The sequence below is a fragment of the Candidatus Pelagadaptatus aseana genome (genome assembly GCF_040362265.1).
GTDB lineage: Bacteria > Pseudomonadota > Gammaproteobacteria > Pseudomonadales > Cellvibrionaceae > Pelagadaptatus > Pelagadaptatus aseana.
Genome location: NZ_BAABNJ010000001.1, coordinates 199,993 through 221,536, shown reverse-complemented (window position 1 = coordinate 221,536; position 21,544 = coordinate 199,993). Strand labels below are relative to the sequence as shown.

The 21,544-nt window shown below is 52.5% G+C and carries 22 protein-coding genes and 1 tRNA gene; 13 read left to right on the top strand and 10 right to left on the bottom strand.

Annotation, left to right across the window (positions count from 1 at the left end; genetic code table 11):
- Nucleotides 1–419 precede the first annotated feature (419 nt).
- Both ACPXV9_RS01055 and ACPXV9_RS01050 read right to left on the bottom strand, forming a co-directional pair.
- A complete protein-coding gene (locus ACPXV9_RS01055; RefSeq protein ID WP_423893831.1) occupies nt 420–1,241 on the bottom strand; it encodes a substrate-binding periplasmic protein in 822 nt (273 codons plus the stop codon).
- Between the two features lie 145 nt (nt 1,242–1,386).
- Nucleotides 1,387–2,121, bottom strand: coding sequence for a hypothetical protein (locus ACPXV9_RS01050; RefSeq protein ID WP_423893829.1), 735 nt, complete (start codon nt 2,119–2,121; stop codon nt 1,387–1,389).
- Between the two features lie 271 nt (nt 2,122–2,392).
- On the opposite strand from ACPXV9_RS01050, the gene ACPXV9_RS01045 reads away from it, so the two are divergent.
- The 3 genes from ACPXV9_RS01045 to ACPXV9_RS01035 all read left to right on the top strand — a co-directional run bounded on the left by ACPXV9_RS01045 (nt 2,393) and on the right by ACPXV9_RS01035 (nt 5,051).
- Nucleotides 2,393–3,199 (top strand): MBL fold metallo-hydrolase, encoded by an 807-nt coding sequence (locus tag ACPXV9_RS01045; protein ID WP_423893828.1) that lies wholly within the window; start codon nt 2,393–2,395, stop codon nt 3,197–3,199.
- 117 nt (nt 3,200–3,316) lie between these two features.
- A tRNA-Leu gene (locus ACPXV9_RS01040) sits at nt 3,317–3,403 on the top strand.
- A 472-nt stretch (nt 3,404–3,875) separates the two neighbouring features.
- Complete coding sequence (locus ACPXV9_RS01035; RefSeq protein ID WP_423893826.1) at nt 3,876–5,051, top strand: saccharopine dehydrogenase family protein; 1,176 nt, start codon at nt 3,876–3,878, stop codon at nt 5,049–5,051.
- A 23-nt stretch (nt 5,052–5,074) separates the two neighbouring features.
- On the opposite strand, the gene ACPXV9_RS01030 is transcribed toward ACPXV9_RS01035, so the two are convergent.
- A complete protein-coding gene (locus ACPXV9_RS01030; RefSeq protein WP_423893824.1) occupies nt 5,075–5,971 on the bottom strand; it encodes a LysR family transcriptional regulator in 897 nt (298 codons plus the stop codon).
- A gap of 136 nt (nt 5,972–6,107) precedes the next feature.
- On the opposite strand from ACPXV9_RS01030, the gene ACPXV9_RS01025 reads away from it, so the two are divergent.
- From ACPXV9_RS01025 to ACPXV9_RS01010, 4 genes are all read left to right on the top strand, one after another.
- The gene (locus ACPXV9_RS01025; protein WP_423893822.1) at nt 6,108–6,836 is read left to right on the top strand and encodes an SDR family NAD(P)-dependent oxidoreductase; all 729 of its coding nucleotides are present in this window, start codon (nt 6,108–6,110) and stop codon (nt 6,834–6,836) included.
- A 21-nt stretch (nt 6,837–6,857) separates the two neighbouring features.
- Nucleotides 6,858–7,451, top strand: a complete 594-nt coding sequence (locus ACPXV9_RS01020; RefSeq protein ID WP_423893821.1) for a 2-hydroxychromene-2-carboxylate isomerase — start codon at nt 6,858–6,860, stop codon at nt 7,449–7,451.
- 122 nt (nt 7,452–7,573) lie between these two features.
- Complete coding sequence (locus tag ACPXV9_RS01015; RefSeq protein ID WP_423893819.1) at nt 7,574–8,881, top strand: alginate export family protein; 1,308 nt, start codon at nt 7,574–7,576, stop codon at nt 8,879–8,881.
- 36 nt (nt 8,882–8,917) lie between these two features.
- The gene (locus ACPXV9_RS01010) at nt 8,918–10,399 is read left to right on the top strand and encodes a GGDEF domain-containing protein (RefSeq protein WP_423893817.1); all 1,482 of its coding nucleotides are present in this window, start codon (nt 8,918–8,920) and stop codon (nt 10,397–10,399) included.
- Nucleotides 10,400–10,454: 55 nt separating this feature from the next.
- Here the strand turns inward: ACPXV9_RS01010 and ACPXV9_RS01005 are convergent, their stop codons facing one another.
- Nucleotides 10,455–10,940, bottom strand: coding sequence for a VOC family protein (locus ACPXV9_RS01005; protein WP_423893816.1), 486 nt, complete (start codon nt 10,938–10,940; stop codon nt 10,455–10,457).
- Between the two features lie 91 nt (nt 10,941–11,031).
- On the opposite strand from ACPXV9_RS01005, the gene ACPXV9_RS01000 reads away from it, so the two are divergent.
- Nucleotides 11,032–11,997 (top strand): LysR family transcriptional regulator, encoded by a 966-nt coding sequence (locus tag ACPXV9_RS01000; RefSeq protein ID WP_423893814.1) that lies wholly within the window; start codon nt 11,032–11,034, stop codon nt 11,995–11,997.
- Between the two features lie 98 nt (nt 11,998–12,095).
- Nucleotides 12,096–12,857 carry an SDR family oxidoreductase gene (locus tag ACPXV9_RS00995; protein ID WP_423893812.1) on the top strand — a complete coding sequence of 254 codons (762 nt, stop codon included), beginning with the start codon at nt 12,096–12,098 and terminating at the stop codon, nt 12,855–12,857.
- 363 nt (nt 12,858–13,220) lie between these two features.
- On the opposite strand, the gene ACPXV9_RS00990 is transcribed toward ACPXV9_RS00995, so the two are convergent.
- From ACPXV9_RS00990 to ACPXV9_RS00975, 4 genes are all read right to left on the bottom strand, one after another.
- Nucleotides 13,221–14,291 (bottom strand): HupE/UreJ family protein, encoded by a 1,071-nt coding sequence (locus ACPXV9_RS00990; RefSeq protein ID WP_423893810.1) that lies wholly within the window; start codon nt 14,289–14,291, stop codon nt 13,221–13,223.
- Between the two features lie 4 nt (nt 14,292–14,295).
- Nucleotides 14,296–15,207 carry a peptidyl-prolyl cis-trans isomerase gene (locus ACPXV9_RS00985; protein ID WP_423893809.1) on the bottom strand — a complete coding sequence of 304 codons (912 nt, stop codon included), beginning with the start codon at nt 15,205–15,207 and terminating at the stop codon, nt 14,296–14,298.
- 90 nt (nt 15,208–15,297) lie between these two features.
- Nucleotides 15,298–16,215 carry a phytanoyl-CoA dioxygenase family protein gene (locus ACPXV9_RS00980; RefSeq protein ID WP_423893807.1) on the bottom strand — a complete coding sequence of 306 codons (918 nt, stop codon included), beginning with the start codon at nt 16,213–16,215 and terminating at the stop codon, nt 15,298–15,300.
- 21 nt (nt 16,216–16,236) lie between these two features.
- Nucleotides 16,237–16,587, bottom strand: coding sequence for a hypothetical protein (locus ACPXV9_RS00975; RefSeq protein ID WP_423893806.1), 351 nt, complete (start codon nt 16,585–16,587; stop codon nt 16,237–16,239).
- A gap of 149 nt (nt 16,588–16,736) precedes the next feature.
- Here ACPXV9_RS00975 and ACPXV9_RS00970 point away from each other — a divergent pair, with 149 nt between their 5' ends.
- Genes ACPXV9_RS00970 through ACPXV9_RS00960 form a run of 3 tightly spaced genes read left to right on the top strand, consistent with a single transcriptional unit; the run spans nt 16,737 to nt 18,817 of the window.
- Nucleotides 16,737–17,384 (top strand): TetR/AcrR family transcriptional regulator, encoded by a 648-nt coding sequence (locus ACPXV9_RS00970; RefSeq protein WP_423893804.1) that lies wholly within the window; start codon nt 16,737–16,739, stop codon nt 17,382–17,384.
- Nucleotides 17,381–17,941 carry a 1,6-anhydro-N-acetylmuramyl-L-alanine amidase AmpD gene (gene ampD / locus ACPXV9_RS00965; protein ID WP_423893802.1) on the top strand — a complete coding sequence of 187 codons (561 nt, stop codon included), beginning with the start codon at nt 17,381–17,383 and terminating at the stop codon, nt 17,939–17,941. Before ACPXV9_RS00970 ends, ampD begins: the two co-directional genes overlap by 4 nt.
- Nucleotides 17,942–17,980: 39 nt before the next feature.
- A complete protein-coding gene (locus ACPXV9_RS00960; protein WP_423893801.1) occupies nt 17,981–18,817 on the top strand; it encodes a histidine kinase in 837 nt (278 codons plus the stop codon).
- A 2-nt stretch (nt 18,818–18,819) separates the two neighbouring features.
- Here ACPXV9_RS00960 and ACPXV9_RS00955 read toward each other — a convergent pair whose 3' ends face one another.
- Complete coding sequence (locus tag ACPXV9_RS00955; RefSeq protein ID WP_423893799.1) at nt 18,820–19,797, bottom strand: transposase; 978 nt, start codon at nt 19,795–19,797, stop codon at nt 18,820–18,822.
- 131 nt (nt 19,798–19,928) lie between these two features.
- Here ACPXV9_RS00955 and ACPXV9_RS00950 point away from each other — a divergent pair, with 131 nt between their 5' ends.
- Nucleotides 19,929–20,465, top strand: coding sequence for a Tll0287-like domain-containing protein (locus ACPXV9_RS00950; RefSeq protein ID WP_423893798.1), 537 nt, complete (start codon nt 19,929–19,931; stop codon nt 20,463–20,465).
- A gap of 14 nt (nt 20,466–20,479) precedes the next feature.
- Here the strand turns inward: ACPXV9_RS00950 and ACPXV9_RS00945 are convergent, their stop codons facing one another.
- Nucleotides 20,480–21,541, bottom strand: a complete 1,062-nt coding sequence (locus tag ACPXV9_RS00945) for a PilT/PilU family type 4a pilus ATPase (protein ID WP_423893797.1) — start codon at nt 21,539–21,541, stop codon at nt 20,480–20,482.
- Nucleotides 21,542–21,544: the final 3 nt, after the last annotated feature.

The following is a 21,544-nucleotide window of genomic DNA, read 5'->3' as shown; positions in this document are numbered from 1 at the left end:
CCAGAACCAGAATGGAAAAGGCAATGGTGACACCGGCGAGGCGCAGCGAGCCCAATCGCAATATTAACATGGACAGAAACATCAAACTGCCGGCAATGCTGACGCCGATGGCATTGGCGGTGGCGCCAAGTGCTTGATACAGGCTGGCGACCACGATTGCGGTGGGTAATAGCAGCAGGGCAAAGTTAAAGCTGAGTTTGGCTTTGCTGTGGACGGTGGGGTTATGGGTGAGGCTCTCTGAGATGGCCCATTGATGTAGTTGGCTTAGCATAGTCTCTGCTCTTTTTTTGTTTTTTACAGTCGTCCTTAACCGGTAATTGTTCTTCTGATAAATCCTTTTTTGCTTGCGTCAATATTTTTTAGTGATGGGTTTATAAGGTTAGCGGCCATTGGGGGCGAGGCTTTACTTTGTGTTGCGCTCAATTGTGCGGCCTGAGGGAATTGAGTTTGTTGGCAATAAAAGACTTGTATTCGCGTTCATTGACGTTGAGCTGGCTGTCAATAAAATTTTGCTTCATGTCCAGATTCTGGGCCACGGTTTGCCAGTGATCGCGATTTCTGGCCAAGGGGGATTTCTTACTCATCCAGATGTAGGTGGGGATTTTGTCGACCAGCAGGATATCGAAGTCGTCGCGGGTTTTGCCAACTTTGGCGGCAAAGTAGTTCAGCAGAGTGTCAAACTCGACCACGGCATCAATGCGTCCGGCCATCATCATGTGGAACAGGCGATTGGGGCGACTTAACTGCACCAGTTGACTGTTGGCGATAAACGGATAGTTTTTCAGAATGCGCAAAGCGATCCCGACCCGGGCCTCATTCAACTCTTCCAGAGTTAAAGGTTCTGGCTGTTTCAATGACCACACTTCCAGATTGAGGGGGCCTATAGAGCCGATGTTGACCGCGCTTTCCATAAGTCTTGGGTCGATGATGTTGTACGCCAAGTCCGCTTCGCCGGTTAGAATCATATGGGTGACGCGCTCAACCGGCGCCAGCATGTGGATGATGGGTCGGCCCGGTGCGGCTGCGGCAATCAGATGGCCGATGCTCTCCACCACGTTTCCGTGTGCCTGTCCCTTGTCGTCAACCCAGCCCCAGGGTTTTGAATCAACCGTGGCGACTCTGATGGGGGTCAGATCCATCAGTGAATTATTTGTCTGGCTGGATGGTGTGGTGCTGGTTTGTGCTGATGCATAGATGCTCAGAACCAAGCCAACCACACCAAAGAAACTGTTTATTATCATTTTTTAAGTAAAGCTTTTTCTTATTATATTAGAAGGAGCGCATATTACGATTAAGGTTGAATGGGTTCAATCATCATAGACCCAAAACCTGTATTTTGCCGGCCTTTGTTAACTCATACCGGTTGCTGTTTGCCTGTGTTGTGCGTCAGTTTTCGATCAGTGCACTCCCAAGTTTGTGGCTGGTTTGTGTGGCGGCATACTGTTGCCGTGCCCGATAATTACTTTTGCGAGTGCTCTCCTGAAAGTGTTGGTCAGCGCCAATTGCGGCGGCGGCTTCTGCCCACAGTTGACGGGCGTCAATCAACGGAGATTTTTTACTCATCCATATAAAAGCTGTTAGAGCCTGAGTTTGTAAAATATCGAAATCGCGCCGCTGCAGTCCGATTTGTGCCGCAGAATAGTTCAGCAGTACATCGAACTCCATCACGGCATCAATACGGCCGGCCATCATTATTTGCAGCAGACGGTTGGGGCGGCTCAATGCCACGACCTGCGAGTGTTCGAGGACATTAGTTTGTTGCAGGGCTTTTATGGCGATGCCCACTTTAGCGCCTCGGAGCTCTTCAATAGTGAACGGCTGTGGCTCTGATTGTGACGGCAGTCGCCAAACCTCCATATGAAAGTCGCCCAAATTAGCTACCTTGACGGCGCCTTCGCTGAGCCTTGGATCATTCAGACTGTAGGACAGATCGGCCTCGCCGGTTGTCATCAGATGGGTGACTCTTTCAAGGGGGGCAAGGATAAACTTGATCGGCAGGTCTGGTGCCACATGGCTGACCAGACGTCTGGCCCCTTCCACAATGCTGCCCCGGGGAGTGCCGCTGGCATCAGTCCAGCCCCAGGGGGCCGATTGCACTACGGCGACTCGAATTGATTGCATCTCATTGTGTCCGCTATTCACTTTGCTCTTTTCTGTAAATGAGTTTGCGCCGGCCCAGTTTGGCAAGCTCAGTAGCAGGTACAGTGTGCAGAGTAGTCGGATGGGAGGCATTGTCTGTTTGGCGCTCTGTGGCGCTTTTTTTCTTGTTTTATTAATAATAGACAAGATTCCGTCACATTAAAGTTTTGTGACATGGAAAAGCCTCTCGCTTTGTCAGTACTTACCTGTGACTTGGTCGGTAAAATGAGTCATTTTTTTGCGGTAGTGTGTTATGTCCATCCACGAAACTTTTACTTATCAAGACCTTGAAGCCATTCGCGTGGGTCGCGTCGGCGGCGCCATGACGGCGTCTTTTATTCTGTATCGTCTGGGGGGCACTCTGATCGATTGTGCGCCTTCCAATCAGTGGAAGTACGTGCGGCCTTTTGTAAAACAGAAGCAGGTAGAGCAGGTTCTGATTACGCATCACCATGAGGATCACAGTGGTAACGCTGCCAACATCAAACGCATGACGGGTATCACGCCGCTGGCGCCGGCAACCACCTGTGACATTCTCAAGCGGGGTTTTAAAATTCCGCCCTGGCAAAAAATGATGTGGGGTAAGTCCGGAAAATTGAGTTGTGATCCCTTGCCGGATCAGCTGCAATTGGCCAACGGCGAAGCCGTAACCCCCATTTTTACCCCCGGTCATGCCAAGGATATGCATTGCTATTTACTGCCTGAGCGTGGCTGGTTGTTCAGTGCCGATCTGTATCTGGCCAGTTACCTGAAAATGTTGCGCTCTGACGAAAATGCCCAGGTTCTTGTCGATAGCATCAATCAGGTGTTGCAGCAGGATTTTGAGGTGATTGTTTGCCTCCATCGCGGAGTGGTTGAAGGCGGGAAGCAACGTCTGACCGATAAGCGCGACTATATTCTGGAGTTTGCGGGTAAGGTACAGGCGCTGCACCGCGAGGGCATGTCGGATCGACAAATCACCCATCGGTTGCTGGGTAAGGAGAGCCCGGTTAGCGTTCTGACTGGCTATAATTTCAGCAAAATTAATCTGGTGTCGTCTTGCAAGCGCATCTCGCTTTAAGAGTGGATTTGGGAGAAGCAAAAATTGTAAAAAAAGTCCCGCTAAGGGTTTGACAAAGTGGGGAGACCTCCCTATTATGCGCGTCCTCAGCAGGCAACACCTGTTGTTCATTACCTAGCCTGGGTGGTGAAATTGGTAGACACGCTAGCTTCAGGTGCTAGTGGGGGCAACCCCGTGGAGGTTCAAGTCCTCTCCCAGGCACCATATTTCAAAAGGGTTGATTCGCAAGAGTCAGCCCTTTTTTATTTCTGGGATTCAGTTTGCGCCGCTTCTACGAAGCGCCGAGAGGACTACTCCGGCCAGCAGCCTAGCTGCTGTCGAGAACCTCACCGCAAAGCGTTGCTTTGCAAACGGTGAGAACCTCCCTCTCCCAGGCACCATATTTCAAAAGGGTTGATTCGTAAGAGTCAGCCCTTTTTTAATGCTCGGAATTTGGTTTACGGGCTCTACCCCATTAACGGGGGATGGCACTCATCTCACTCGGTTAATCACTCCGTCTAACCCGCAGTGGGTCAGCACTCTTAACCGATAATTTTCAAAGTTTCTAAAACCATATGTTCGGCGAGATCTGAAATGGTTTTATTACCTGCCAAGTAATTGGTCGCCCTGTGTGGGTTTGCTACCTTGATCAGTGTTTCCAGAAAAAAATTTCCAAATAACACTCGGAGAGGATCACATGAGCGAACAGAGACAGTACGGCATCGTCGTATATGGGGCGACCGGTTACACCGGGCGTCTGGTGGCGGAATACCTGAATAAACAGTACGGCGTTAACGGTGAGGTGGTTTGGGCCATGGCTGGGCGCAGTCAGGCCAAACTGGAGCAGGTTCGCGATGAAATGGGCATCGATGCAGCGGTGCCGCTGGTGGTGGCCGATGCGTCCGATCCGGAATCGGTCAAGGCGATGGTGGAGTCCACTCGCGTGGTGCTCACCACGGTAGGCCCCTATCAGTTGTATGGCTCGGATCTGGTCAAGACCTGTGCCGAGGCGGGTACCGATTACGTGGATCTGTGCGGCGAGCCGGGTTGGATGTACGACATGATCGCCGAGCATCAGGCCGCTGCTCAGGCCAGTGGCGCCCGGATTGTGTTTTCCTGCGGTTTTGATTCAGTGCCCTTTGATCTCGGCGCCTACTATCTGCAGCAGCAGGCCAAAGCCACATTGGGTGCGCCCATGTCCCGAATCAAGGGGCGGGTGCGGGCCATGAAGGGAACCTTCTCCGGCGGCACTCTGGCCAGCTTCAAGGCCACCATGGCGGCGGCCGCCAAGACGCCGGGTTTGGTGGAGCGATTGATGAATCCGTTTTCTCTGGCCGAAGGTTTTTCCGGGCCACAGCAGCCCGATGGCATGAGCCCGATCTTTGAAGAGGATCTCAATAGCTGGTCGGCACCGTTTGTGATGGCCACCATCAACACCAAAAACATTCATCGCTCCAATAAATTGCTGGGCCATGAGTACGGCGAAGATTTTGTCTACGACGAGATGATGCTGACCGGTCCCGGTGAGCAGGGCGAGGCCATGGCCAAGTTCGTGGCCGAGGACAAGTCCATGGCGCAGGATCAGACCAAGCCGGGTGAAGGCCCCAGCAAAGAAGAGCGCGAAACCGGTTTTTACGATGTGTTGTTTGTGGGTTCTAATGCCGAGGGCAAGACCCTGATGGCCAGTGTTCAGGGCGATAAGGATCCCGGTTACGGTTCAACCTGCAAAATGATCAGTGAAAGTGCCGTGTGTTTGCTGAAAAATCCGGAGGCTGCCAGCGGTGGTATCTGGACTCCTGCGTCTGCGCTGGGCAGTTTGCTGATTGATCGATTACAGCAAAATGCCGGCCTGACGTTCCAGATGGAAAGCTGATTATCAAAGGTTGATGGTGACGCTTACCCGGGCAGCGACAGCTCGGGGAGCGTCTCGAACAAATCTTTGGCCCACTCAAAGCAAGACTCTACCAGTTCGCTACTGCCCCGTTGTTTGGGGTGCACTAACCAGTAGCCGGCCCCCGTATCAAACATGTCTGTTGTCAGTGTCTTCAGGCGCCGATCGTTGACCCAGTTGTTGATGGCCGGGAACAGCCCCAGGCCAATGCCCAGACCTTTCTCTGCGGATTTTATGACCGAAAAATAGGAGTCGCAGACAATCACCTCGCGGGCTTCGATTTCGGGAAACAGTTGCAGCCACTCCCTGTTGGCTTCGTTGGTGGTCAGCAGGGTTTGCTGATTGACCCGGCTGAACAGATCGCCATCGTCTGGAATATGGCGTTGATAATATTCCAGTGAACAGACCGGCGTCGTCAGGGTTTTACACAGCAGCCGCGACGCCAGTGTGGGCCAGTCACCGCTACCGAAGCGGATCGCGGCATCGGCGGTATTGGCAGTAAAGTCGATGTATTCCGTACCGGTGGTGATTCTCAGTTCGGCGTTCGGTTGGCGCTGTTTGTAGTCCATGTAGTTGGGGATCAGAATTTCCTGTGCGATAAACAGAGGGGTATTGAGGGTGAGGGCGCGGCGATTAAAGCGGCGATCCAGTTCCTCAAAGCCGGTCTGATGGATCTTCAGCATGTCCTGTACCGGGCCGTAGTAAAACTCGCCCGCTTCGGTGAGCTCCAGTCGCGGCCCATGCCGTTTAAACAGCAAAACCCCCAGATAATCCTCCAGTGCCTTGATCTGCTGGCTGATGGCCGGTGGTGAGACATTGAGTTGCTCGGCCGCTTTGCGAAAACTGAGTGCTTCGGCGGCGCGGGCGAAGGCGGGTAGCCATTGAATGGGGGGCGGGTTCACGAACTTGAAAGCTCTCGTTTATGATAAGTAAATCTTATTTTAGATTAATAAATGGCAAATTTTAAAGCTCGTTTGATTAGTTTAACTTATCTGTGTGTTTGATTAAGCGTTGCGCAGCAACGGGAGGTTCGGGGTTATGAGTGAGAAACAGGTAGCGCTGATTGTAGGTGCGGGCGATGCCATTGGCAGCGCTATTGCCAGAGAGTTTGCCGAGAAGGGCTACAGCGTCTGTATGGTGCGCCGCAATGCCGAGCCGGTAGAGGCCTATGCCGAGCAGCTGTGTGCCGAGGGTTTTGAGGCCCATGGCTTTGGTGTCGATGCGCGCAATGAGGAGGCGGTCGAGGCACTGTTTGCCCGGGTTGAAGCCGAGATCGGTGCGATTGAGGTGGTGGTGTTCAATATTGGCGCCAACGTCCCCATGAGCATTCTCGATACTTCGGCCAGAAAGTTTTACAAGATCTGGGAGATGGCCTGTTTTGCCGGCTTTCTGGTGGGGCGCGAGGCAGCGCGTAAAATGGTCGAACGACAGAGGGGCACCATCCTGTTTACCGGTGCCACGGCCAGTGTCCGCGGCGGGGCCATTTTTGGTGCCTTTGCCAGTGCCAAACACGGCTTGCGCGCGTTGGCGCAATCCATGGCGCGGGAGTTGGGGCCGCAAAACATTCATGTTGCGCACGTGATCATTGATGCCGCGGTGGAGACACAATGGATTCGCGACAATCATCCGAAATACCAAGAGCTGGCCGAGCGCGATGGGGTGGTACAGCCTCGCGATCTGGCCAAAAATTATGTGATGCTGCACGAGCAGCCACGCAACGCCTGGACCTTTGAGCTGGACGTGCGGCCCTGGGTCGAGAACTGGTAAACATTGATAAAGGAGAACCTTATGAGCAAGACCCTTGAATTCTATTTTGATGTGGGCAGCCCCACGGCCTATCTGGCCCACAAAGAGTTGCCAAAAATTGCCAGCGAATACAACGCCGAGCTGGTTTATGAGCCGATGCTGTTGGGTGCCGTACACAAGGCCACCAATAATATTCCTCCGGGGTTGGTGCCGGAAAAAGGCAAGTACATGATGCTGCAGGACCTGCCTCGCTTTGTCCGTCGTTATGGCGTGCCGTTTCAGATGAACCCGTTTTTCCCTGTGAATACCCTGTCCATGATGCGCGGTTGCTATGCGGCTCAGCAAATGGGGGTGTTTGATCAGTATGTGGATGCCATCTTTGATGCCATGTGGGTGAAAGGCCTGAATATGGGTGACGAATCAATCTTCAAACAAGTGCTTGAGGAGAAGGGGATTGACGCCGATGCCCTGATTGGCTTGATCGCCGACCCGGCCATCAAGGACAAACTCAAGAACAATACCGCCAAAGCCGTGGAAAAAGGCTGCTTCGGTGCGCCCACCATGTTTATTGGTGAGGAAATGTATTTTGGTCAGGATCGCCTCGATTTTATTCGCGAGGAGCTGGCCAAGGGTTAAGCCCTAAGTGAATCCGTTCAGGCTGCAGTGGCTCCCGGGCTGAACGGATTCACAATTATTCTTTCCATTAATCACTACAAGCTATACTTGCGGCATATTTTTAAAGGCTTGAGTGAACGTCTATGAAGCAGTCTGTCTCGGGTTGCCTTGTTGTGGTTGTAGGGCTGTGTTCGATGATGCCTGTGGCCGCCAGTCCCAGCCTGCTGTGGGAAAATCTGCGCTTCGATGAAGACTACCGGCAGCATTTTCAACAGGGTATTGAACTGCCCGTCTGGAAACAGCCCCTGCAATCTGTGCCTTTGGTGATTGGCGGCAATGCCCGTCTGCAGTACGAATACACTGAGTTATTTGAGCCCGAGGATGGCGTTCGCCATGAGGAAAAGTTGCTGCAACGCTACACCGCTCATCTGGATTGGTATGCCAGCGAACGCTCGCGACTGTTTTTGCAACTGATCTATGCCGACGAACTCGATGCCAACGTCCGGCCGTCACCGGTGGATGAGAGCAATCTGCAGTTGCATCAGGGTATCTATCAATATCTGACTGACGCTCTCGAAATCCGCTTGGGAAAGCAGGAAATCATCTTCGGCGGCAAACGCCTGTTCAGTGCCCGCGATGGGACCAATGTGCGGCGAACTCATATGGCGTTTCGAGGTCAATATCTGTCCGCTGGGCATCGCTACCGTTTAATGGCCGGTTCGCCCATCGATAATCGCCGCGGCTCATGGGAGAGCGAGGTCAACCATGACGAGCGCTATTACCATCTCGGTTGGCAGTATCAGGATCTGGAGGGCGGGTATTATTTTTATGAAAATGACGATCCGTTTGTGGGCGAGGGTACCGCCTATCGGCATATGCTGACATTGGCGCACGAACAACAACTGGTGCAGTGGCAGTTGAATACCCATGTGTTTTTGCAATGGGGACGGGATGCTGAAAAAGATATCCAGGCCTGGCGCTACAGTGGTGAATTGGTCCGTGACCTGGGCAATGATGCCGAGCTGGTATTGGCCCTGGATGTTGCCAGTGGTGGTATCAGCGATGACAAAATTAAAACCTTTGATTCGATGTACATGCGAGGCAGTTTTCTGTCAGAGTTGTCATCGTTCACGGCAAGTAATCTGATTACCCTGAATCCTCATCTGCAGTTTGATCTGGGTGGCGGGCTCGAAGTGAAGCTGGAATCCAGTCTGTATTGGCGCTACAGCGAGGATGACACACTTTATAACCCGGGACGCCGGCAGGCTTTTTCCGCGGATCTGGAGGACGCTTTTGTGGGCGTGGCCTTCGCGGTGGCTAGCGAGTGGGAACTGAGTGAACGGTTTGAAATTGAATTGAATTTTGGGCGCCTGTTTTTTGCCGATGATCTGGTGGAGCAAGGGGTGGATCATTCGGGTGAAATTGAAATCCTGTTGGACTACGCCTTTTAATCCTTGTGTCATCAGAACTCCCGGGAGTGAGAGTTAATGAAGTTTTCGTCAAAAGTCACGGTGATCAGGACTTGGGTGGTCATTGCGATCGGTATTCTCGGTGCTGTTTGTGTCGATGTTGCCATTGAGTTGAGTTCGGAAAGCACGAAGCAGGCTTATCTTATTGAGCACGAAGCCGATCTGCTGGCCAAGCGACTCGATGATCGGGTGCACCTCGACGTCAAGCGCGTACGACAGAAATCCGAGCTGGTGCTGGCGGATCTGCCGCTGCTGGAAAGCACCGCCGATATCCAAGCGCAACTGCTGCCCTGGATGACTCGCAAGAACAGCCAGTCTCAGTTGGCACTGGGGGTGGAAATTGTCTTTATTGGCACGGCGACAAACTACATTCACGCTCACGAAACGGATTCGGATGAGCGCTGGGCTTACCAGTTGGATCGCTACCTGAGCTGGGTTGAGGCGGATTACGAGCAGGACTTTCACTGGGAGGCATTGTTTACCGATCAGTCCAATCACCTGGGTATATACGCACTGATGAAGCAGCAGTCGGAAGCGGGAGAGCTGTTTCACGTCATTGTGCGTGTCGATACTCCCGTTAATATTCAGCAGTATCAGGTGCCCGGTCAGAAGATTGTTTTTATTGAAAGCAATAACATTGCCATCAGCATTCAGGACCAGTTACTCCAGCCCATGTTACTTGAGTATCAGGGGCTGACATTGAACTCGGATATGGCCGAGATAAAAAAACATCTGAATTACAATCCTGCGGAAACGCTTTCATTACACTCTGAAGCCGATGGCCAATTCGAATATCTGTACTTTGAAGGCAATCATATTCCCTATCTGATGTTTGAATACCGACTGCGTACCGGGATGCGCATGTTGCTGTTTTCCGACGCCTCAATGATTGAGTATCAGTTTGAAGTGGAGGTGGAAGAGGGTTTGTCGTCGATCTTGATGACGCTGGTGTCACTGGCGGTGCTGAGTCTGTTGCTTCACTACCATTTCAAAGTGCAATCGCTGATTCACATTGATCCATTGACCGGGCTGTTAAATCGTGGCCATTTTGTTGCCAATATTGAAGGTATGCTGGAATTGCACAATCGCGGAAGGGTGAGCGATATCGGTGTGATCGCCATTGATATCGATAAATTTAAATCGATCAACGACACCTATGGCCATGGCGTTGGCGATGAAGTACTGAAAGCCTTGGCAACCATGATGAAAAATGAAACCCGCAAAAGTGAGTTGGTTTATCGCTTTGGTGGTGAAGAGTTCATTATTTTATGCGGTGGAGAATCTCAGGATTCGCTGGTAAAACTGGCAGAACGATTGCGCCATGTGGTTGAAACTCAGGACGTCTGCAAAGATATTTTGCCCAATGGCTTTACCATCTCTCTGGGGGTGGCCATGCGTGAGGTGGATGAGCCCATCGAGCGCACCCTGACCCGAGCTGACGACCTGTTGTACAAGGCCAAAGAGGGTGGCCGCAATCAGGTGCAGTTTGAGCCTGTCTGAGTTGCAGATGGGCCACCCCTTTGATTTCGATTTTACTAAGCCCTGCAGTAACGGCTTATTCGTACTCTGAGGCGTAAGTTTCTGCGTAAGAGTGGGAGTAGAGTTCAAACAAATTGCCGAACGGGTCTTCCAGGTACACCATTTTCGCCGGTTTGCTGTCGTCTTCCGGGTGGTAGCGCATGATGTCCATGCGAACCTTGCCGCCGTATTGTTCGGTTTTGGCAATGACGTCATCGAAGTCATCGGTTTGCAGGCACAGATGAAAAATGCCCAGTCGGGTAAAGTCCACTTTGTGACGTGCCTGCCGTTCTTTCATTTCAAATAATTCAACGCCAATGCCGTCACTGGTCAGCAGGTGGGCGATATTGAATCCTTTGAAACCTTCACCAAATACGGCGATGCACATACGGCCAATAGCGGTTTCCCGTTCTTCGATTACCGGGGTGTTGTCCATAACGATTTTGAGCCCCAGTGCCTTGGTGTAAAACTCGACGGCTTGGTCCATGTCGCCGACCATAATGCCCACGTGATTCATCTTCATAATCTGCTCCAGAATCTTCTGTCTCGGTTGTGTGTGTTTGTATGTGGCCAGTATATGAACGCAAAGATATTAGGTGAAATTATCATCTATAATGAAAATGATAATGTTCCGTTATGGTTGTTTGATGCTGAATCCTGTGTGGCTTAAAACCTTTATTACCCTGATTGATACCGGGCACTTTACCCGGGCCGCTGAAAAGCTGTTTATGACGCAGCCCGGTGTCAGTCAGCATCTCAATAAGCTGGAGCAGGCCTGCGGGCATGCGTTGATACAGCGTGAAAACAAAGGGTTTGAGATTACCGAGCAGGGAAAACTGGTGTATGAGTACGCGCGACAGTTGCTAAAGAGCGAACAGCAGTTGCTGGAGAATCTGGCATTCGATGACCCGTTTGCCGGTGCTATTTCAATGGCCTGCTCGGGGGCCATGGCGTTATCCCTGTACCCGAAAATACTGGATCTGCAAGTATCCCATCCGGATCTGTCGGTGACGCTGAAGGCGGCACCCAATCGGCAAATCCTTGAAGAGGTAAAACAAGGGTTGCTGGATATTGCCGTGGTGACGGAGTTACCTGCCTCCACGATCTATGATTGTCTGACACTGGGCGAGGAGGCGTTATGCCTGATCCTGCCCGCGGCATTCGATGTTCGACAGCTAACCGCTGAAGCCTTGTCTGATATCGGCTTGGTGGGGCACCCGGATGCGCTGCATTATCTCTCAATTTATTGTGCCCAAAGTCGAGACCCGCTATTTGAACATCTGAACATTGAAGCGCTGCTGGTAACGGCAAGCATCAATCAGATCAGTCAGATTCTTGAACCGGTTGCCAGAGGATTGGGCTTTACTGTGCTGCCCATGAGTGCCATCGACAGTTTCCACTCATCTGAACGGTTGCGCATATATCAACCCAGGAAAAAGGTCATGGAGCCGCTGTATCTACTGAAAAAGAAAGGTCGGGCGTTGCCGGCCCGGTTTCAGACGTTGGCCGATGTTCTGCAGCAATATTTTGGCTTTGGTCCTGCCGAGATACAGCGGTGGCTTTACGGCCGAAATTCATAATTGCTGGCCGCAAGTCACATTCTCTGCTGTTGCTTTGTCGCTATAGTGATTAATAGCAAACAATGGGTTACTACCGAGATGACAGGAAAATAAAAAGTATGAAAACCGTTTTTATTACCGGTGCCGCTGCAGGCATCGGTTTGACAACCGCAAGACGTTTTGCCGAAGAAGGCTACTTTGTTGGCTTATACGACATTAATCAACAAGGTATCGAGGCGCTTTTGATCAGTGGTGAATTCGCCCATGCCTGTGGTGGCTTCTGTGACGTCTCTCAAGGGGATTCCATTGCGGCTGCACTGGCAGATTTTGCATCGGAGACCGGCGGTCGCCTCGATGTTCTGGTCAATAATGCAGGCGTTTTAAGCTCAGGCGATTTTGCCGATGTGGATCCAGTCAAACACGACTTGATGATCGACATTAACGTCAAAGGCTTTACCCATCTGGCACAGTTGGCCCACCCCTATCTGAAGCAAACCGAGAATGCGGTAATGGTCAATCTCTGTTCGGCGTCCAGTATTCACGGCGTGCCATTGTTGGCGGTTTACAGTGCCACCAAGTTCTATGTCAATGGTTTGACCGAAGCGCTCAGCCTTGAGTGGCAAGCCGATGATATTCGCGTGGTCTCGGTGAAGCCGCCCTTTGTAAAAACGGCAATGGTCGATGGCATGCCGGAACAGCTGATGAAGTTTTTAACCGTCGATCTGGTACCGGAAGATGTGGCCAATGCCATTTGGAAGGCATCACAAACGAATGGCAGCAGCCAGGTGTTGGGCGTAAAAGCCAAACTCTGGCAGCAGTTGGATAAGCACTTACCCGATCGCGTGCGTCATAAATTGATGTCGAAGCTCACGGGTTACTGATGAGCCCAATAAGTGATTGTTGGGTTGTAACTCAGCAATAGAACAATGCCCCGCCGGGAATGGCACAAAGACCACACAACAGGACACATACAGAATTACGATATTCGCCAATAATGACACCACGTTGAGAGCAAAGAGGCCCTCAACACCAGAATCAATAAATTGTTTGGAGGTGTAAGATGAATGTTCAATTCAACCACGAAAAAATGTCCGATCGCTTGATGGTTTTAGGCTGCATTGCCCTGCTGGTAGTGGGTATGGTGATTGTTGCCAATCCCTGGTGATCGAAATGTTCGGAACCTAAAAGCCAACTGTTGCGATGCAGTTGGCTTTTTTATTTTGCAGACCCCGTCTCACTCGTATTTATAATAACCCGTTGATCAATCGGTCAAACATCCAGAAAGAGGCCAGAAGGCCAATGCTGTAAATGGTGGCCATCAATAGCGGTTGGGGTATGGCTTCGATTGCGGAGAAGTCATGGTCTGAACCAGCCACGATTTCATTATGTTCCTGTGTTTGGCCAAGCCTGATCAATAGCTTAAATGTGATAACCAGCATCAGAATAAATAGAATTTGTCCCAGTTCAACGCCGAGGTTGAAAAACAACAGGGCGATGGGCAGTTCGGTTTGTGGCAAGCCGATTTCGGTCAGTACCGAGGCAAAGCCAAAACCGTGCAGCAGGCCAAAGCTTGAGGCTACCAGAACCGGATAGCGCCAGGTCAGAGTGTTGCGTCGGGCTGCGGGCTGTTCGCCGGTATAGCCTCTGGCAATCTCGGTGGCGAGAAACACAATCGACAGGGCGATTACGGTTTCTACCGCGACGATGGGCACCGTTACCACTTCCAGTGTCGCCAGTATCAGGGTCAGGGAGTGAGACAGGGTAAAGCCGGTAATGGTCAACAATATCCGTCTGAAACTGCCGGCGATAAACACCAGACAGGCGACAAACAACAGGTGGTCCGGCCCCAGCAGGATGTGTTCTACCCCTAACACCAGATACTCCCAGGCAACGCTGGCGCTGTCTTCCCGGTTTGGGATTTGCCATTGCAGTGTGTCGGGACCCAGAATGGCGCTGTGGTTTTCGCCAGACAATCGTTCAAACCGCAGCAGGGTCGAAATCGAGGGGTTGTACTCGGGCCAATGGATGGTCAGTGTGGCATCGGATAAGTCGCTTTGGCATTGGAAAAACTGCTGCTGCAAGATAGCGGTGCCGCGTGGCTTGGATCGAGCCTGACAGTCATCGGGCATGTTGATTTTGGGCGAGGCTACATTGGCGGCAGAGGGGGGGATGCGCCAGCTGACGGCATAACCATTGACTGAGCGCTCGCTGATTTCAATATACAGCGGACGGCTCTCATGGGCCTGACTGGAAACACTGCTCAGCAGCAACATAAGCAGTGGCGCGACAAGGCGATACAGCAAGGACGTATTCATTGGATCAGTCCTTGGTCAGCGGGCGGCGCACAATGGTGTAGTCGGCGACAATGTTATCGATGGCCGCCTCGCGTTCTATCTGGCGTTTTTCATTCTGGACTTCGCGAGTCACCAGGGTGCGCACTTCGTCCAACGGCTGCTGGCGATCTTCGGTGCGCTTGGTCATCATCACCAGATGCAGGCCGTAGTCGGAGCGGAATGGTCCCTGCCATTTGTCGGTATCGGGGGTTAACTGAAACAGTGTGTCGGCCATGGCATGACCAAAATGGCTGCCGATCAGGTCGCGGGTTTTCTCCACGTAGTTGAGGCCAAAGGGAAAGCGCTCGCCGTATTTTGGGGCATCAATAAAATCGGCCTGATCTCGGCGCAATTGTTTGAGCGTTGCCGCGGCCATAGTCTCCATGTCGGTTTCTTCACGATTTTCACCGTTAATAAAGACATGGGTAAAGGTCACATAGCCCGGCTCAATATAGAGATTGCGATTATTGTCATAGTACGCCTGAATGTCGGCGTCGGTAAATTCCGCCGATTGGGATGACACGCCATCAATAATAAAATCCATTTTCTGGATCATGCGCTTTTTGATGATGTAGTCGTTGTCACCAAAGCCCAGACTGGTAGCCTCGCGAAACAGTACCTCTTCGTGAACGTACTGGTTGATCAGGGTTTCCAGTTCGTCTTTGTTCATGCTGTCGAGTTTGCGCTCGGCCAGTGCTGGTTCAAACACCTTGGCTCGGTATTGCAGTTGGTTCAGTAGCACTTCGCGATCTACTACGATTGTGTGCGGGTCGTCACTCTCATTTTGGTCTGGGCTGAGTGCGGCCACGATAAAAAAAATAAGAAGGCCACCAATCAGGAAGTGGCCCAGCGGGTCGCGAAATAAAGATGAAATGCTGGATGATGTTGTATGGCTCATAAAACAGGGGAAGCTCAATTATTGTTGTAAAGTAATCAGAGCGAGCAAGGTACATCATTTTTAAGTGCCTGACACATCTTGTGCGAAATTTTATCGAGCTGTTAATTCTTTCCAGTAGCTCAAACCTGTGCCCAGTGTTTTGGTGGCGCGCAGGCGCAGCTTTTCTTTTAATCCGGCGTTTTCTTCCGGTTCAAAAATATTCTGCATCTGGCGTCTGAGGGCGCGGGTATGCTCTCGAATCCGGGCTTTGTGGCTGAGATGGCGAGTGCGTTTTTCCATAATAAAGTTACCACTGTTTTTGCCGCGAACCAGCAGTGCCGATTCTGGCTGGCCAATTTTATTGGCGCTGGCGGCGACATAGCGAATGGCAAACCCGATGCGCCGATCGCTGGTGGTGTTGGCGTCCGAGCCATGCACCAGCAGATAGTGGTGCAGTGACATTTGGCCGGGTTGCAGATCCATATAGATTTGGCGATCACTGTCGAGGTGCTCGCTGGCAATTTCCTGGCCGCGGGTCAGCAGGTTGTCTTTGGCGTAGGTGTTTACCTGGGGCAGGATTTTTTTATGGCTGCCGGGCTCGATTTTCATCACGCCGGAATTTTTGGTGGCGGGGCTGAGGGCCACCCAGGCCGTTACTACGTCATCGGCATCGACACCCCAGTAGGCGGCATCCTGATGCATGGAGACGTAACTCTGGCTGCCGGCTTCTTTGGTAAACAGGTTGGTCATGTAACAGAGAATGTCGGGCCCGATCAGTGATTCCACCGCGTCGAGAATGGCCGGGTGATGTACCAGTTCATCGGCCCAATCGAACAACAGATAACTCTTGTTGCATTGCAGCCGATCGAGGGGATGCCCCTGCAAATCTTCCGCTCCTTCCAGAGCCGCTCTCAGGCGAATGGCGTCGGTTTGATCGAGCACATCAATCGGGCAGAGATAACCCTGCTCCCGATAGTGTTGAATCTGTGAGTTGTCTAACGGACTTGGTTGTTGGGCAGTCTTTTTCATGATGGCCTTTCTCTGTACTGGTTAATTCAAGATGACGATGGCGTTGATCAGGATGCCGATCAGGCTCAACAGCAGCATGATGCTCAGGGCCGGCAGACGTTCGCGGCTGCCGCCGTTGGGGTCCATCCGCGTAAACAGCATGGCGTAGAGGTTGCCGCTCATAAACGCCCAGGCGATCAGCATCAGCAGCTGACTGGCGGGTTGCTCAAAGGTCAGGGCGCAATAGGCCAGCAGGGCACAGGCCAGATAATCATCCAGCGACAGTGGCCAGTATTTTCGGGTGCGGATAACCACCAGCGTTTCACCAAAGGTTAACAGGGTCGCCACACACAGGGCGTAAATGGGTAATACAGAGGCAAGTTCCATAGTCATTATTGTCGGTGCTGGAAAATATGGAAACAATGTTACCGTTTATTTTCTGGTGGGGTCAAGCCTTGCTGTTGGAGTGAGAGATTGTTGGAATAAGGTGCTGTTGGTCTGAGGTTTTGTTGGCGCTGCTCCGATTGGGGTACCATAACGGCATGAATAAAAATGCCGTCAGTAAACAACCCACTCCTCAGACTGAAGCCGCCACAGATCGGCGTGCCATCAGTGCCAAAACACTCGATAAGCTGCGTGTGACCATTCTCGAACTGTTTGCCTCAGGGCTGTATCAGGATGTCGGGATTCGGGATATTTGCAGTCGGGCCAAAGTGAGCCCGCAGACCGTCTATAAATATTTTGGTAACAAAGAAGAGATGCTGTACGCCTGTATTAAACAGGATCTGGACCGGCTCAATGCCACCATGATTGCAGCGGCCCAAGAACATCAACAGTTGTCCGATCAGGTGAGGGCGATCATGACGGTGTGGTGCGATTTCTATTTTGATAACCCCGGCATGGCCCGCATTGTGTTTCTCAATATTCCATTGGCTTACTGGGTCGGAGAGCGACAGTTTGTGCAGTCGGCTCTGCACGATGCGCTGTATCAACGCGTGTCCGATGGTCAGCAGCAAGGTGAGGTATGGGCCGAGCTGCCGGCGGATATTCTCAATGAAGTGTTAATGGGTTCGGCGTATCGGCTGATGGTTCGGTGGCTGTCGGATGATAATTTATCCGCAGATCAGGTGAGGTGCTATCTGATCGCGGTGGTGTTGAAATTAATCACAGTGGACGGTGAGTGTGAATGACACAGCTTGTGAATAACGGTTGGCTCGCAACAGCCACTTGTCAGCCTTCTCCCAATTTCAATCAGCGCCCCGACAGTGAGTCGGTGTCGCTGTTGGTGATTCACAATATCAGTTTGCCTCCCGGGGAATTCGGTACCGGCTGCGTAGAAGATTTTTTCTGTAATAAGCTGGAGACCGAGCGCCACCCCTTTTTTCGGGAGATCGAGAATCTTCAGGTGTCGGCCCATCTGTTGATTGACCGGCAAGGGCAGGTGACCCAGTTTGTGGGACTGGATCAGCGGGCCTGGCATGCGGGGCAATCGTGTTTTGATGGCCGGGAAAACTGCAACGATTTTTCTATTGGTATTGAACTGGAAGGGACCGATGATCAGGCTTACACTGAGGCTCAATACCAGTCGTTGGTTGCCTGTACCCGGGCTATTCAGCAGCAGTATCCGGCGATCACTTTCGACAGAATTGTAGGGCACAGTGATATTGCCCCGGGGCGCAAGACCGATCCCGGTGAAGCGTTTGATTGGTCACTTTATAAAAAGATGCTGGTGACACAGCCGCAATAAATTATCTGCAGAGGCTGTCATCAGGCAAAGGAGGCGGTGGTGAGTTTTTTGGTGATCGTGGCGGTATTCGCAATTGTGCAGTTTTGGGGGCCGGTGACGTCATTACATCGCGATCAGTGGTGGCAGCGTTGGGCGGGGCAGGTCAATGGCTGGAAACTTTCCGCGGAGATCAGTTTGCTGTTGCAGGTACTGGTTCCGGTATTGCTGGTGTGGTGGCTGCTGGCTTTGGTGGAGAGCTGGTCATCGTGGCTGCTGTTGCTGATCTCCATTCCTATGTTGCTCTACTGTCTGGGGCGCGGGGATTTTACCCCCTGGGTTAAAGGTTATCTCGAGGCCAGTCGCCGCCAGGATAACGAGGTGGCGGCAGAGTACGCTCAGCGTCTGGGTGTGGATACCGATCCTCTTAACGGCTGGGCTGATTTGCATCGCGCCGTGTTGCGCAGGATTGCCTATGGCGCACTGGAGCGGATGTTTGTCGCCATCTTCTGGTTCTTTCTGTTGGGTATTGCCGGTGCCCTGTTGTATCGCCTGGCGGTTTTCGCCCGCGATGAGCCGGATAATTCCGAGGCTGTACGCCTGCTGGCGGCGCGTTTGTGCTGGCTGATGGAGTGGCCGGTTATCCGGGTTCTGGGATTGAGTCTGGCGCTTACCGGAAACTATATGGGCGGTTATTATGCGCTCAGTAATCGCTGCTTCAGTTTTGACTGCGCGTCGGAAGATGCACTGGAGTCGATGGTGCACGGCGCCCTGAACGTCAACAGCAGCGAACTGACTCAGGAGGGCATTACCGAGCAGGAAGTTGAGGTGGTGCAGCCGTTGTTGTCACGTACCCTGATTTTGTGGCTGTGTGTGCTGGGGCTGATCAGCGTTTTCTGAATTCAGGATTCTGCCGGTTGCAGCAAGGGTGGCTCTTGCTCCGGATTGACCCGGCTGTAGAGCTCCGTTTGTAACTGTAACTGCAGGTTGTGTAAAAACAGGCTGCGGTGAGTGTTGAGCGCCCGAATGCCGCCTTCGAGAACATCCGGGTCTTCCTGCAGAAACTCCGCCGCGGTTGGCAGATCGCTGCTTTCAAACTGAATGGCCAGTGCCGCAATCACGGCTTTGACTTCGCCGGCCAGTCGATGACGCCGCCACAGCGCCAGATCCTGATCGTCCAAAGTGTATTCGTCACAGACCTTGCCCTTCAGCCATTCCAGCGTCGGAGCCTGGTACACCTGAGGATCCTGTGCTGCCAGTAATGAAGTGACGTAGTGGTCGCTGGCCAGAGCGATCACCTGATCGTGGTTGCCCCCGTGCCAATCCAGAAATTCCCCGGTTGCAGTGGTCATGGCCTGCTCATAGCGGCGCCGCCAGTTGTGGCGCTGGTTGCCCACCAAATTGATCAGTGGCTGACTCTCGAACCAATCGGCGTGCCGATCTTCCTGATAATGATGATGACTCGACCAGGGGTAAATGCTGGCCGCCGCCACCAGTTGGGCGGTGACGGGTAATTGGTGCAGTTGCCGAATTACCGCCAGCAGGTAGCGCCTTGGTTCCAGCAGCAGAGTGTGACTGCGGTTGTTAAACACGCTGCCATTGCGTTGATGATGATCGTTGTAGAATTTGGTGTAGGCCTGAGTCAGCCAGCGACTGTCGTTTTTGATGCCCTCGTCGCCAGCGTTTAAAACCAGATGAACCGTTTCCTGCAACAGGCAATAGCCCAAGGTTGTGGCGCCGGTCTCTTCAAACAATTGTTGCAGCAGAGCCTCAAACTGCAAAAAGGATTCGCGGTCGGTGAACAGGGAGCGATGGGCGTTGCTTTTCAGTTCCACATAAAAAATGGCGTGGGCAAGATCCAATCTTTGTTTTTCGCTCATTATCGGGTCCGGATTTGATCTGGGTGGCTTTCGAGTTACCTAACTATAGCGCTAAAGTGTTCGACTATTGAAGAATGGATTGTCGACGGTTGGTGAGTATGATGACGCTTATGCAGCAAAAGGGAGTGACCATGAAAAAAATCATTGCAGCGAGTATGGCTGCCGTCTGGGTGCTGCCGGTGTTGGCCAGTGATCTGGAGCTTGAGGCCAGACAGCACATGGCGGGCTTCGCCAAAAATCTCAAGGGCGCCTTGCAACAGGGGATGCAGAGCGACGGTGTCGAAGGTGCGATTGCCGCCTGTAATGAACAGGCGCCGGAAATTGCCGAGGCTGCTTCGGCGGATGGCTGGACGGTGGGGCGAACCTCATTGAAATTGCGCAATAGTGATAATGCTCCAGACGATTGGGAGCTGTCGGTATTGCAGTCGTTTGAAGCGCGTTTGGCCAAGGGCGAGCCCATGGCCAAATTGCAGGCCAGCCGTACTGACAAGGGGACCTATCGGTTTATGAAGGCGATTCCAACGGGCTCGCTGTGTCTGTCCTGTCACGGCGCCAATATCAGTGATGCGGTTGCCGCACGTCTGGATCAGCTCTATCCGCAGGATCAGGCCCGCGGTTATGCCGAAGGCGATATTCGCGGAGCGTTTACGCTCAGTAAAGAGCTCTGATCGGCGCCGCCAACTCAATCAAAGCGCAGGCGCAGGCTGAGGTCTGTGGCCGAGTCGGCCCAGCGCAGGGCTTCGTGCTGGTCGATTTTTTCCTCGCGTACCATCTGATAAAGGGCGTGGTCAAAGGATTGGCCGCCGTCGTCAATGGATTCCAGTATCGCTTCTTTCAGTTCTTCAATGTGCCCCTTGCGAATCAGATCCTGAACGTGGGGGGTGTTGAGCATAACTTCCACCACAGGAACCCGTTTGCCGTTCACGCCCTTGGGCAGGCGCATGGAAATAATGGCCTTGAGGTTCATGGCCAGATCCTGACGTACGTGATCGTGCAGGGATTCGGGGTACATATTGATGATGCGGTCCAGTGCCTGATTGGCGTTAACCGCGTGCAGGGTGGCCAGACACAGGTGGCCGGTGTCGGCAAATTTGATGGCGCTGGACATGGTTTCCTCGTCGAGGATTTCACCGATCATAATAGCGTCCGGGCTCTCGCGCATGGCGTTCTTCAGGGCGGTGTTGTAGTTGCGGGTGTCGACGCCGATTTCCCGCTGGCCGATCAGGCTGCGATCGTGGCTATGGATAAATTCAATCGGGTCTTCGATGCAGATTATGTGGCCGTTTTTCTTGGCCGCCCGGTGTTTGATCATGGCCGCCAGGGTGGTGGACTTGCCCTGACCGGTGGCACCAACCACCAGCACCAGACCGCGTTTTTCCAATGACAGTTTGCCCAATACACTGGGCAGATCCAGCTCTTCAATGGCAGGGATGTCGCCCTTGATCAGACGCGCAACCACGGTGGGTTTGCCCCGTTCTCTGAAAACATTGATGCGAAAACGGCCGATGTCTTCAAAGGTGACCGAGGTGCTCAATTCCATCTCTTCTTCAAACTGTTCCTGCTGCTGTGGTGTCAGCAAGCGGGAGACAATCTGACCCACCTGAGCCAGAGACAACGGACTGGTGGAGAGGTGCTGGCACTCGCCATGAATCTTGATCATGGGGCGAGCGTCACTGTAGATATAGAGATCCGAGCCTTCGCTTTTAACGCAAAAGCTCAACATATTTCTGAGGATGTCGGCCACTCG